Raw genomic sequence first — 13,563 nt, forward strand, 5'->3', positions numbered from 1 at the left:
TTTTTTCTGAGCATTGTATGGATGCAGTGCAATTTTTTTATTCACTACAGGAGGCCAACGCATGAGTTTTACGCGGCGAGGATTCCTTAAGCTCACCGGCGCAGGGGTAGCATGCCTATCCCTTGGTCAGCTGGGCTTTGATTTGACAGAAGCGCAGGCATACGCGACTTCTCTCAAAACAAAGGGAGCTAAGGAAGTCATCACTATCTGTCCTTTCTGTTCTGTAAGCTGTCACATCATTGCACATGTTCGCGACGGAAAGCTCATCAGTACAGAAGGTGATCCGGACTTCCCGGTCAACGAAGGCGCTTTGTGTGCAAAAGGCGCAGCCCTCCTTTCCATGTCCCGCAACGAGCACAGGGCTAAAAAGCCTATGTACCGTGCTCCGTACAGCGATAAATGGGAAGAAAAAGACTGGGAATGGGTACTCACTAAAATTGCCAAAAGGGTAAAAGAGACCCGCGATAAAGAACTTATTCTGAAAAATGATAAGGGACAGACGGTCAACCGTCTTGAGTCCATGTTCCTGCTCGGTACATCGCATGCGAGCAACGAAGAATGTGCCCTTATCCATCAAGCTATGCGAAGCCTGGGTGTTGTCCACATGGACCACCAGGCACGTATCTGACACAGCGCAACTGTAGCGGCTCTGGGAGAGTCGTTTGGACGCGGTGCTATGACAAACCACTGGATCGACATCAAGAATGCCGATTCAATCCTGATCATCGGCAGTAATGCCGCTGAACATCACCCTATTTCCTTCAAATGGGTACTACGGGCTAAAGATGCGGGTGCAACAGTGATGCATGTTGACCCTAAATTTTCCCGTACATCTGCCCGTTCTGATTTCCATGTACCAATCCGCTCAGGTACAGATATCGCCTTCATGGGCGGTATGATCAACTACGTACTCCAGAACAATAAGTACTTTAAAGACTACGTAGTAGATTACACGAACGCTCCATACATCGTCAGCGACGGTTTTGAGTTTAAAGACGGTCTCTTCAGTGGATACGATCCTAAGAATCGCACATACGACCAGAGCAGCTGGAAGTTTGATCTTGATTCAGATGGAATCCCTAAAAAAGATACCTCTCTCAAGCACCCGCGCTGCGTTTTCAATCTGTTGAAAAACCACTTCTCACGTTACTCAATGGATAATGTTTCCTCAGTAACGGGCGTTTCAAAAGATAATCTGAAAAAAGTGTATGAGGACTTCAGTTCAACAGGAACCGGCACCCGTGCTGGTACCATCATGTACGCTCTGGGCTGGACTCAGCATACAGTAGGCGTACAGAACATCCGTAGTGCTGCAATCCTCCAGCTGCTTCTCGGTAACATCGGCGTTGCAGGCGGCGGTATTAACGCACTGCGTGGTGAACCGAACGTACAGGGTTCTACAGACCATACACTCCTCTACCATATCATTCCGGGCTACATGGCAATGCCGAAAGCCGACTGGCAAACCTACGATGAGTACAACAAAGCCAACACACCAGTATCCAACGATACCCAGAGTGCTAACTGGTGGCGTCATAAGCCGAAGTACTTCACAAGTCTGCTTAAAGGCTGGTTCGGCGAAAATGCTACAGCCAAGAACGGATACTGTTACGAACTGCTCCCTAAAATTGAAAAAGGCGCAGATCATTCTTACATGTTCCTGTTCGACCGCATGTACAAAAACGAGATCACTGGCGGTTTCATTATCGGCCTGAACCCGATGAACAGTGTACCGAACTCCAACAAAGTTCGTAAGGCACTGGACAATCTGGACTGGCTGGTTACGCAGGAGCTGCACCATTCTGAAACAACAGACAACTGGCAACGCCCGGGTGTTGATCCTAAGAAGATCAAAACCGAGGTATTCCTGCTGCCGTCTGCTCACCGTGTAGAAAAAGAAGGCACCGTAACCAACTCCGGTCGCTGGATTGGCTGGCACGACAAAGCAGTAGAGCCGGAAGCAGAAGCACGCTCCTTCGGTGCAGCCTTTGTACCGCTTATGAATAAAGTACAAGCGCTGTATAAAAAGGAAGGCGGCAAGCTGCCGGAAGCAATCACCTTGCAAAACTGGCCGAAAACATACGATGCCGAATACTGGACACGCCTCATTAACGGGCAGTTCACTAAAGACACCGTTGTTAAAGGTAAAAAATACAAAAAAGGCCAGCAGGTTCCGTCCTTCACAGCGCTTGGCGACGATGGTTCTACCATGTCCCTTAACTGGCTCTATGCAGGCAGCTACACTGAAGAAGACGGCAACAAAGCAAAACGCCGTAACCCAAAACAGACTGACATGCAGGCAAACATTGGCCTGTACCCTAACTGGGCATGGTGCTGGCCTGTTAACCGCCGAATTCTGTACAACAGAGCCTCTGTAAATGCAGACGGTATGCCGCTGAACCCTAAAAAAGCTGTCATCAAATGGGACGGTAAAAAATGGATCGGCGATGTACCAGACGGTGGATGGAAACCAATGTCCAGCGGCGAAGGCAAACATCCATTTATCATGAGTAAACATGGACACGGCCAAATCTTCGGCCCGGGCAGAAAAGACGGCCCTATCCCTGAGCACTACGAACCGGTTGAGACTCCTATCGATTCCCATCCGTTCTCAAAACAGCTCAGCAGCCCTGTTTACAAGCGCATTGATAGTGAAATGGATAAGCTCGCTAAACCTGCTGATCCGAAATACCCGATCGTGCTCACCACTTACAGCCTCACAGAACACTGGTGCGGCGGCGGTGAAACACGAAATGTACCGAACCTGCTTGAAGCCGAACCTCAGCTGTATGTTGAGATGAGCCCGGAACTGGCTAAAGAAAAAGGCATTAAAAACGGTGACGGTGTAATTGTAGAAAGTATTCGCGGTAAAGTTGAAGCCATCGCGATGGTGACAGTTCGTATGCGCCCTCTCAAAGTAGAAGGCAAAATCGTTCACCTTATCGGTATGCCGTTCTGCTTCGGCTGGACAACTCCAGGAACAGGCGACTCTACGAACAGACTTACTCCTTCAGTAGGTGATCCGAATACAACTATCCCGGAATACAAGGCTAGTTGCGTCAATATCCGTAAAGCAGACAAGCTTACAGAGATTGTAAGGTAGATCATCACCTCTGCTGCAAATGCAGTGGAATTAAAGGAGCAAGAACATGTCAAAAGCCTTTCTTATAGACACCACACGGTGCACGGCTTGCCGAGGCTGCCAGCTTGCTTGCAAAGAATGGTACGAGCTTCCGGCTAACAAAACCAAACAGGTAGGTACACACCAGAACCCGCCTGATTTGAATGCAAACAACTACAAACTGGTACGTTTCAGCGAGCATCTGGACGGAGAAACCATCACATGGAACTTCTTTCCGGATCAGTGCCGCCACTGTGTAGAACCGCCTTGTCAGGGCGCTGCCGATACAGTGGAAGAAGGTGCCATTATCAAAGATGAAGCCACTGGCGCAGTCATCTTTACAGATAAAATGAAGCAGTTCTCTGAAGAAGACCTTGAGTACGTCAGAGATTCTTGCCCGTACGATATCCCACGCTGGGATGCAAAAACAAAGCGTCCAGGCAAATGCATGATGTGCATCGATAGACTTCAAGCCGGTAAGCTTCCAGCATGCGTGCAAGCATGCCCTACCGGTACTATGAACTTCGGGGACAGAGATGAGATGCTCGCCCTTGCTGAAAAACGCCTGGCTGAGGTTAAGAAGGATCATCCTAACGCAATGCTGGCAGATCCAGATGATGTAAGCGTTATCTACCTGCTCGCAGAGGCTCCGGAACGATACCACACCCACGTTGTCGCAGAAGCTCCTACACCCACATCCCGTAGACAGCTCTTTGCCTCACTGCGTCCCTCTTTAACTTCAGTATCTAAATCCTAGCTATTGACCATGGGGGCGGCTGAAAGGCCGTCCCCTATCCGGACAGGAGAACTCCATGCAAACCGTTGCTGCCACCCCGCAAAAGCCACTTTCCACGGGAAAATCCCTTTCTGTATCGCAAACTCTGCATGCAGCATGCGAAAGACATCCGGCACTTGCTCCGCTTATTGATCATTTTTCTGCACTCTATACAGCCCGTGCGAACTGTATTGAATCTCTTGCCCAGAAACTTGCAGAAGATCCGCACTGCCCTGCTCCGGCTATTCACCCAGAGCGCCTTGAGCAAGGTGTTCCAGTCCTCTCTGATACTGATATAGAGTGGGCTGCTGCATACTATCCTGAAGTAGAAGCAACTCTGTTTGAATACTTAGAAGCAATCGGTACACTGGAAAAAGCAGTACTCCAGTTCAAAACTGCCGTTGCAGAATCCAAAATTTCCATTATTCAGCTGCTTCGTGCCGCAGTTGATTCAAATGAATCAGTTTTCAATAAAAACGGTAAAACAGCAGAGATAGAACCTGCTATTCTGCTTTTCATTACCCAGCAGGTACTAAGCTGTATCCTCGGAGCCTATGTTACGGTTCACGCAAAACCGCTCTCTGAAATCTTCTGGCGTGAAGCATACTGCCCTGTCTGCGGCTCATTCCCCGATATGAGTATTCTTCAGCGTCCTGATGCCGATCAGTCAGAATTTCTGGCAGGTGGCGGTGGCAAAAAAATGATGCACTGCTCCTGCTGTTCTCATCAGTGGCACTTCCGTCGTGGAACCTGTCCAGCATGCAGTAATGATGAAGCAGGAGCCATTCACTATTTCCATATTGAAGAACAAAGCGGCGAACGCGTTGAGTACTGCACAAAGTGCAACACCTATCTTAACAACATTGACTTGCGTAACTCAACAGCAACCCCTGATTTTACCGTAGCTCCGCTCACCCTCATTCATCTGGATATGAAAGCTGCCCAAAAAAAACTTAAGCCACTTGTTCATACCCTTTGGAACACCTTTTAGTTGAGCAGGTTTCCCTATGTCGAAAAAACTATCCATTGAACAAAGCAACGAGTCGACGGTGCAACAAATGTTGACCCGTACTATTTTGCGATACCGTGAACAAAGGGTACATCCCTCTAATGATCAGATTCTTGTTGAGTTTCCCCTTCTCATAACTCTGAACTCGGTTCCGATAGCGACACTCGAATGCACGCCGGAAAACGAAGTTGCTCTTGCGCTCGGCTTCTGCATCACAGAGCAACTTATTTCCAGCACGGAACACGTAACGCTCAAACACCACACCCGATCTCAAGAAAAGGCAGAGGTTGCTTTGACTATCGAAGGCGGTAAAGAGCGCGTGTACCAAATTTTACGCCACAAAGGTGTGCGCGTAAGCAGCTCCTGCTACGGAAGCGGCTCTCATGGAAGACTCTCCACATTCCCACAGGTGGGTAAAGACTTCACCCTTAACCCAACGCAAATTCACGCCCTGCAAAAAGAATCTGAAGCCTGTCAGGATCTTTTCAGTAACACAGGCGCAACACACTTCTGCGCCTTGTACAATAGAGACCTCTCACTCATTGCCTACAGTGAAGATGTAGGGCGGCATAATGCACTGGATAAATCAATAGGGCAGACCATGCAGTCCGGTTCAATCGACGATATCCGTCTCATTCTGCTCTCTTCACGAGTAAGCCATGAAATGCTGCGTAAATCAGCTGCGGTAAACGCGCAGGTCATTGCCGGATTCTCCGCAGTTACGAGTTCCGCTATCCAATTGGCAGAAAAGACTAACAGAACTCTGCTGGGCTTTGTGCGCAATGGCCGTATGAATATTTACTCTCATAGTGAACGACTCGGATTCACTTCTCCGACAACGCACGTTCCACTTGAAGCTACTGCTGTAAACTACGTTCTGTAACCCTTCCCCAACGTATTGATTATTGGAGAAAACAATGTCCCAAGCTTGCGACCTTCAATCTGCTTTTAAAAACATAGGTGATCACACCTTTGATGAATTTATAGACATGGCCACCCTCTTTCACAACTATCCTGCACCGGGTCTGCTCATCGGTGGTTACATGGTTGAAGAGGCTCGAAAACATATGCCGGAAGGCACACTGTACGAAGCTATTTCAGAAACAACATGGTGTCTTCCGGATGCCATCCAGATGCTGACTCCATGTACAATCGGTAACGGCTGGATGAATGTTCTGAACCTCGGACGCTACGCTATGAGCCTGTATGACAAATTTACCGGTGAAGGAGTCCGTGTCTGGCTCGATATAAATAAGATTCCTAAAGACTCAGAAATTCTTGTCTGGCTTATGAAAGAGAAACCGAAACAAGAACAGGATTCAGATAAGCTACGGAAAGAAATCGGCTGCTACGGCGCAGACATTCTCTCTACTATACCGATCACTGTCCCTAAGCCCAAACTCATTAAAAGAAGCAAAGGGAGCATCATCCCGTGTTCTTCTTGTGGGGAACCATACCCTTCTGCACACGGCGCACTCTGCCGCGCCTGTCAGGGAGAATCCCCATATGCCGGTGACACTACTCTTTCAGTTCCAAACGACATCGTCTTTCCGGTTCCTGAAGCAGTCAAAGTCGTTCCTGCAGACTCAGCAATGGGCAAAGATGCCGTGCACGACATGACAAGCATTGTACCGGGAACTAGCAAGGGAGCAGCATTCAAACGTGGTGATACGTTTGGTGCCGGCGATTTATGTCGCCTGCAACAGATGGGTAAAAACAATGTGTACGTAACAGAAAATGAGATTGGCAAAGAATGGGTACATGAAGATGACTGTGCCAATGCGTTTGCTACTGCCATGTGCGGCACAGGCGTAACCCCGAAAGACGCCCCGCATGAGGGTAAAGTAACACTTGTTTCAGAACTGGATGGGCTGTTGCGCGTCAATACAGATGCCATGAAACGTTTTAACATGTGTTCCGGTGTGATGGCAGCATCCAGAAACGGCAATACAATTGTTCGTAAAGGAACAGAGATTGCCGGAACCCGCGCTATCCCGCTTTACTTGCAACGTCTTCAGTTCCAGCAGGCGCTCCAGACATTACAGGAAACACCACTCTTTGAAGTCCGTCCTCTCATGAAAGCACGCGCGGGTGTCCTGATAACCGGAGACGAAGTATTCAACGGTGTCATTGAAGATAAATTTCATGACATCATCCATAAAAAATTGCTTGGATTAGGTGGCGACATTCAGCGTTCCATCATCGTGCCGGATGACAAAACCGCTATCAGCGAAGCAGCTCAGGAACTTGTTCAGGCAGGCTGTAACATCATCATAACAACTGCGGGTCTTTCTGTTGATCCAGATGACGTTACCCGCATGGGGCTATTGGAAGCCGGAGCCCACAATCTCCTTTACGGCGCACCAATACTTCCGGGAGCAATGACCCTCGTTGGAAAAATCGGCTCTATCCCGCTCCTCGGCGTTCCTGCATGCGCCCTGTTCTTTAAAAACACCAGCCTTGATCTGATCCTTCCGCGACTACTCGCTGGAGTACAGGTTACTCGAGAAGAGCTTGCCTCTATGGGTGAAGGCAGTATGTGCCTTAACTGCGCCAACTGCTCATTCCCTAAATGCCCTTTTGGAAAATAATTCAATCATACCGAGCTAAGCATATCGTAAGGCAAGGTGTTCGAACGGCATATCGAAACCCTACCCGCGTAAGGGGGCTCTATCGAGTCCCCTTACTGCTGCCTGATAATTTCCATTCGTTCATAATTACATTTTATTTTAAAAGCATACAAAAAACCCTTCTCTTTAACGATATATTAACACCCTCCTTGCTATTTTTCTTTCAGAACATGGTTGGACACTACGCCAACACGCCAACCATGCCTTCGTTTTCAGACCCTGAAAAAACATGAAAAATATGCAAAAAAATATTTCTACCTATCTGCTCATTGTAGGGCTTCTCTGCTTCTCAGCCAGTCTCGTCACGGGCTGCGCTTCGCGTATTGATATTCCGGCTCGTCAAAAAAAGCTCGCACAACAATTTCCTTCATCATGGAATGAATCGATTACGACCATCGGAACAGCTGCTCATCTGGAAGAGCTGACAACTAATCCGGAATTAAAAAAGCTTATTCTTGAAGCACTTAAAGAAAACCCGAACCTGCTTGCTACAGCATACAAGTTAAAAGCCTCCGGCTTACTGCTGAGTGTCAGTTCTTCAGCCTATCTGCCATCCCTCTCGCTGGAAGGTTCCGGTACACGCAGCAATGCTATAGGGAAAGAGGCAGATTCATATTCTACCGCTGCGAAAATTCAGTGGGAAATAGACCTTTGGGGAAAACTGGCTGATCTCTATGAAGCCGACAAACTGGGGGTTGCAGCAAAAGCAGAAGACTATATTGCAGCGCGCAACGCTCTTATTGCACGGGTAATAACAGCATGGGTTGAACTCTCTTCACAATATCAGGCCGTTTCCATTCAACATAAACGCGTAACGGCTCTTCAAAATACTCAAGATATCGTTCTCGATAGATACAACATCGGCTTGGGAAAATCTGAAGACCTTGCAACCGCCAAAGCAAACACAGAAGCCGCACGTCAGGTACTTTTAGAAAACATGCTCGTATTATCCAAAAAACGACGAACACTTGAGTTACTCACAGGGAAATACCCTTCAGGACGTATACACGGAGAGACAACGTTACCAATCATACAGACACCCGTGGTCGCAGTTCCTCTGTCTGTGTTAACCGGAAGACCCGATATCAAGGCTGCATGGCTGCGTGTTCAACAGGCAGACACCACTGTCAGCGCAGCAAACAAAGCATTTCTTCCAAGCATAAACCTGACTGCTGATCTCGGTTACTCTTCAAACGGATTCACAGCCATAGGAACGGGGCCTTCCGTATGGAATGCCATCAGCACAATAAGTCAGCCGGTGTTTCAAGGTGGAAAGCTTGTAGACACAGCTAAAGCCCGTTCAGAGGAAAGTAAGGCAGCTTGGGAAGAATATAGAGAAACGGTTTTGAAGGCTGCTCAAGAAGTAGAAAATGCTCTTGAAAACGAGCAAAGCCTTACTTCACAAGAACACTATCTCCTGTCTTCTCTTAAATATGCAACAGAAAGCCGTATCAACTATGAACAGCAATACAATGAAGGACTTACAGATATTTTAAACCTGCTTACAGCTAAAAACAACGAGCTGAACACAGAAGCACAACTGCTTGCAATACGGACATCACGCCTGACAAACCGCATATCTCTTGCACTTGCTGCCGGATTGAACAGCGTTCAAGAATCTGCGGAAAAAAGCGCTTCATCTGTAAGACACAACATAAAGGAACCTGCTCATGCGCAATAATTCCCTAAATATTCTCGTCGGCGCAATCATTCTCACAAGCACTATTGCGGCCTGCTTCTGGCTTGTTTTTACTCCGGTTGAAGCAACAATTACTGAAGAAAAAAGCGTACCTCACCCAGTTTCAGTCATTCAAGTTCGCCCACAGCAACACACTGCAACTATTACTGCTTACGGACAGGTTGCACCTTACAGAAAAACAAACATTGTTTCTGCCATCTCAGGACGACTGGTTCAACGAAGTGACGTATTCGACAAAGGAATGCGAGTAGTAAAAGGTGACCTGTTAGCAACTGTAGAAGACGTTGCATACCGATCAGCTGTATCTCAACAAAAACAAGAGCTTGCAAACGCAAAGCTCGCCTTGATGCAAGAAGAACGACGGGCTTCTCAAGCCAAAAAAGACTGGGAACGAATGGGAAATAAATCTGCTCCGTCTTCTGCTCTTGTCCTGCATACACCCCAGTTAGATGCTGCAAAAGCGCGCGTACATGCTGCAAAAGCGTCACTGGCAAAAGCTGAAAACGACTTGCGTAATACTAAAATAACTGCACCGTATGATGCTGCAGTTATTTCAAGAAATGTTGCTATTGGTTCATATGTTTCAGAAGGAACTGTTGTCGGAACTATTTTTGGTACGGATCTGTTGGAAGTGCAATTGCCGTTAACAGAAAAGCAGTTCTCTTTACTTCCTATTCCTCCAGAACATCAGAATTCAGTCTGGAAAGAACTTCCAGTGAAGCTTTCATCCGTCACAACCCCTGAAGAGACATGGGAAGGTAAGCTGGCAGCCGTTGATTTGCAGATAACAAAGGCTACACGACAGCGTATTGCTATTATCAGAATTTCGCATCCTCTAACGAAAGTACATCCGTTACTCCCCGGTACTTTTGTTAAAGCTGAGATATCTGGTGTTTCTCTAGAGAATATCTATGCTTTACCTGAAAGTTCTTTAACACAACAAGGAGCGGTGTGGACAATAGACAGCGAAAGCACTCTGAAGAAAGTACAAGCAGATATTAAATTTCGCTATCAGGGAATGCTCTACGCACGTTTACCGAATACATCTCCACTGAACATTGTGGTGAAACCACTGGGAAGTTACCTAGTTGGAACCGAGGTTACTCCAGTCTCCGCCGAGGTTGCCCATGAGTAAAAAGCATTCATCCGGCGTGATTGCATGGTTTGTTCACAACCCAGTAGCTGCAAACCTGCTTGTTCTCCTTATTCTTGTTGGCGGCTGTGTTGTAGGGTTCAATCGGCCAAAACAGGCATTCCCGCCTTTTCCTCCAAAACTAGTTACCATTTCAGTAGACTACAACAGCAGTTCAGCAGAGTCCGTTGAGAAAGGTATTACTATTAAGCTTGAAGAAGCATTAAACGATATCAACGGGATTCGTCGTATAACAAGCAGCTCAACCCGCAGTAACGCAACAGTTATGGTTGAGAAAAAAACAGATTACTCCCTTGCAACGCTCATGCGCGATATAAAAAGTAAGGTAGATGCCATTGCAACGCTACCAGCAAGAGCTGAACGCCCAGTAATATCACAAGAAGAATGGAATGATCACATTGTGTACATCCATCTCTTTGGAGATGCACAGCAGGAAACGTTACAAACTCTTGCAGATACCGTTCGCCGTAAACTGCTCGCGAAACCGAACATCAACAAGGTCAATTATCTGGGCAGACGCGCCAAAGAAATTTCCATAGAAATTCAAGAAGGCATGTTGCAAGCAACCGGATTAACATTGCAGGATATTTCCCGGCGAATTCAAAATGAATCTGTTATCGATTCAGGCGGCGAACTAAAAACAGACTTTTCAACCATCACATTACGAGCTGACAATCAGGCGTATAGCGAACAAGACTTCCGCGCTATCCCATTGCGTACAGAATCTGACGGTTCCATTATCCGGCTTGGAGACGTGGCAACCGTTCGCGAAACATTTGAAGAAGAAACCATCCTCAACAGAATCCAAGGTAAGCCCGCAATAGGGCTCCTTCTCGTGGAATCTGGCGGCAACGATACATCTGCAGCCTCTAACGATGCGCAACAGGTCGTCGACGCTGTGCAGCAGGAAAATATTCTCCCGCATAATGTCTCCATCACCATGTGGAACGATCAGAGCAAGTTTATCGACAGCAGGGTCTCCCTGCTTCTTTCGAACGGCATAATGGGGATGCTCCTCATCATTGTTGTGCTTGCACTTTTCCTGAACTTGCGTCTTGCGGTCTGGGTTTCTTTCGGTGTTCCGGTCTCCATTGCCGGAGCCTTGCTCCTTATGGGCAACAATGCATTTAACTTTTCTATCAACGAACTCACGTCGTTCGGCTTTATCGTCGCATTAGGTATTCTGGTCGACGATGCCATCGTTATCGGCGAAAATATTTTCACAACCCGACAAGAAATAAGCGATCCAACAACAGCTACAATTAAGGGGGCTTCAGAAGTCGCAACACCTGCGACTTTCGGTGTGCTGACAACAGTCGCTGCCTTTCTCCCTTTAGCCTTCATTAAAGGCGAATTTGGAGATATCTTCGGGCAATTTGCTATCGTCGTAATCTGCTGTCTGCTTTTTTCCTTACTGGAATCTAAATTTATCCTGCCATCACATCTGGCACAAACGTCCTTGGAGCCATCGCAGTCAAAAATCACAAAGCCGCTCAGAGCAGCACAACAAAAACTCACTCTGGGATTAGAGAAGATTAAGACTGACTACTACACGCCATGCATGCTTCGAATTCTCAAAGCACCAGGACTTACCTTACTCAGTTTTGCCTGTCTGCTCCTTCTGCTCATTGCCCTGATGTTCAGTGGACGTATCCGAACAGTCTTCTTTCCAAACATTACAGGCAGCGTTATCACTGCAACATTTACGATGGATCAAGAAGCTGGAAAACGCCTCACAGTACAAAATGCAATCAAAGTAGAAAAAGCATTATATGCTGCAAGTGATGAACTTCAATCGGAATATAACCTTCCTGAAGCTCCGGTAAAAATAGCACAAACGGACATCACCGGTTCCGCAGATTTTTACGTTACAGCTGAACTTAACTTGAAAGAAGACAGCACCGTTTCAACAGAAAAATTAATCAGCACATGGCAAAAAAAAGTTGGTGCGCTTGAAGGCGTTGATACTACAAACTTTAATGCTAACACCACTTCCATGAAAAATATCGATATCGAACTTATCGGTGCCACACCTGAAGTGCTTTCAATCGCAACAAACGCTGTAATCAACAAATTGAAAACATATTCCGGAGTGTACAACGTTAGAGACAACGTAAAATCAGGACAGCCGGAACTTCGCCTCACAATCAAGCCGGAAGCACGCAGTCTAGGTATAACGTTAAGTGAGTTAGTCTCACAGCTCCAAGGCGGGTTTCAGGGGTATGAAGCTCAACGTTTCCAGCAAGGTCAGGATGATGTAAAAGTTCTGGTTCGCTACCCTGCTACAGAAAGACAATATTTTGAAGACCTGCGCCGCACACGAATTCGTACTGCGTCTGGCGCCCTTCTGCCCTTGGAAGTAGTTGCCGATATTACCGCAGGCTATGGACCGTTAGAAATTAACAGAGCAAACGGAGGAAGAGTCGCTAATGTTTTTGCGTCAACAAATAAAGATATCACCTCTCCGTCAACGGTTCTGGAAAACTTAGAGGCAACATTTTTCCCAGAACTTCGCGCTCAATACCCTGATGTAAAAATTAATCTTTCGGGTGAGGCTTTAGAGGAAGCTGAAGCAACAGGTTCAATGTGGCATGCATTTTTTATTACCTTACTCATGATCTATGCCCTTATTGCCATCCCGTTACAATCATACACGAAACCTCTTATCATTATGTCTGCAATCCCCTTCGGCTTTATTGGTGCCATAGGCGGACATATGATACTTGGATATCCAATAAGTATGTTATCACTTTTCGGAGTGCTCGCACTCTGCGGAGTTGTAGTGAATGACAGCCTGTTACTGGTTACAGAATACACAGCGCAACGTGAAAAAGGGCTGTCTATTGACTCAGCACTTATTACAGCAGCTTGTAAACGCATGCGCTCTATCATTTTAACATCTGTAACCACATTTATCGGGCTTGTACCGCTTCTTCTGGAAACATCAGAACAGGCGCAGTATCTCATCCCGGCTGCAATATCCATGGCATATGGCATTCTGTTTGCCACAGCCATCACGTTACTGCTTATTCCGGCGCTGTTACGCTTCTCACACAATATGCACGAAGCCATCAGCAACTGGAGATGCTCTGTTTCCAAAAATACAGAACAGATTATTCATGAATAAAATCTGTTATAGTAATAAACAGCAAACCGTATATTCGTTTGCTCTACAT

Annotated in this window: 8 protein-coding genes; all 8 read left to right on the forward strand. The window is 46.8% G+C overall.

Annotated elements, in window-relative coordinates; translation table 11 throughout:
- Window positions 1-61 precede the first annotated feature (61 nt).
- The 8 genes from fdnG to QZY95_RS11755 all read left to right on the forward strand — a co-directional run bounded on the left by fdnG (window position 62) and on the right by QZY95_RS11755 (window position 13,514).
- Complete coding sequence (fdnG, locus tag QZY95_RS11720) at window positions 62-3,103, forward strand: formate dehydrogenase-N subunit alpha (protein WP_290923687.1); 3,042 nt, start codon at window positions 62-64, stop codon at window positions 3,101-3,103.
- A 46-nt stretch (window positions 3,104-3,149) separates the two neighbouring features.
- Window positions 3,150-3,878: a 4Fe-4S dicluster domain-containing protein gene (locus tag QZY95_RS11725; protein WP_290923690.1), complete on the forward strand. Its 729-nt coding sequence runs from the start codon at window positions 3,150-3,152 to the stop codon at window positions 3,876-3,878.
- Between the two features lie 55 nt (window positions 3,879-3,933).
- The gene (locus QZY95_RS11730) at window positions 3,934-4,887 is read left to right on the forward strand and encodes a formate dehydrogenase accessory protein FdhE (protein ID WP_290923693.1); all 954 of its coding nucleotides are present in this window, start codon (window positions 3,934-3,936) and stop codon (window positions 4,885-4,887) included.
- Between the two features lie 16 nt (window positions 4,888-4,903).
- The gene (fdhD, locus tag QZY95_RS11735; RefSeq protein WP_290923696.1) at window positions 4,904-5,788 is read left to right on the forward strand and encodes a formate dehydrogenase accessory sulfurtransferase FdhD; all 885 of its coding nucleotides are present in this window, start codon (window positions 4,904-4,906) and stop codon (window positions 5,786-5,788) included.
- Between the two features lie 34 nt (window positions 5,789-5,822).
- Window positions 5,823-7,496: an FmdE family protein gene (locus tag QZY95_RS11740; protein WP_290923699.1), complete on the forward strand. Its 1,674-nt coding sequence runs from the start codon at window positions 5,823-5,825 to the stop codon at window positions 7,494-7,496.
- A 268-nt stretch (window positions 7,497-7,764) separates the two neighbouring features.
- A complete protein-coding gene (locus tag QZY95_RS11745) occupies window positions 7,765-9,216 on the forward strand; it encodes a TolC family protein (RefSeq protein WP_290923701.1) in 1,452 nt (483 codons plus the stop codon).
- On the forward strand, window positions 9,206-10,369 hold the full coding sequence (locus QZY95_RS11750; RefSeq protein WP_290923704.1) for an efflux RND transporter periplasmic adaptor subunit: 1,164 nt from the start codon (window positions 9,206-9,208) through the stop codon (window positions 10,367-10,369). The genes QZY95_RS11745 and QZY95_RS11750 overlap by 11 nt, the downstream gene beginning before the upstream one ends.
- Complete coding sequence (locus tag QZY95_RS11755) at window positions 10,362-13,514, forward strand: efflux RND transporter permease subunit (protein ID WP_290923707.1); 3,153 nt, start codon at window positions 10,362-10,364, stop codon at window positions 13,512-13,514. The genes QZY95_RS11750 and QZY95_RS11755 overlap by 8 nt, the downstream gene beginning before the upstream one ends.
- Window positions 13,515-13,563: the final 49 nt, after the last annotated feature.

It is taken from the genome of Halodesulfovibrio sp., assembly GCF_015482765.1.
In the GTDB taxonomy this organism is placed as follows: Bacteria; Desulfobacterota; Desulfovibrionia; order Desulfovibrionales; family Desulfovibrionaceae; genus Halodesulfovibrio.

Coding starts and splice junctions, on each gene's coding strand:
- fdhD (WP_290923696.1), top strand. CDS start 4,904: ATGTCGAAAAAACTATCCATTGAACAAAGCAACGAGTCGACGGTGCAA.
- QZY95_RS11730 (WP_290923693.1), top strand. CDS start 3,934: ATGCAAACCGTTGCTGCCACCCCGCAAAAGCCACTTTCCACGGGAAAA.
- QZY95_RS11755 (WP_290923707.1), top strand. CDS start 10,362: ATGAGTAAAAAGCATTCATCCGGCGTGATTGCATGGTTTGTTCACAAC.
- QZY95_RS11725 (WP_290923690.1), top strand. CDS start 3,150: ATGTCAAAAGCCTTTCTTATAGACACCACACGGTGCACGGCTTGCCGA.
- QZY95_RS11750 (WP_290923704.1), top strand. CDS start 9,206: ATGCGCAATAATTCCCTAAATATTCTCGTCGGCGCAATCATTCTCACA.
- QZY95_RS11745 (WP_290923701.1), top strand. CDS start 7,765: ATGAAAAATATGCAAAAAAATATTTCTACCTATCTGCTCATTGTAGGG.
- QZY95_RS11740 (WP_290923699.1), top strand. CDS start 5,823: ATGTCCCAAGCTTGCGACCTTCAATCTGCTTTTAAAAACATAGGTGAT.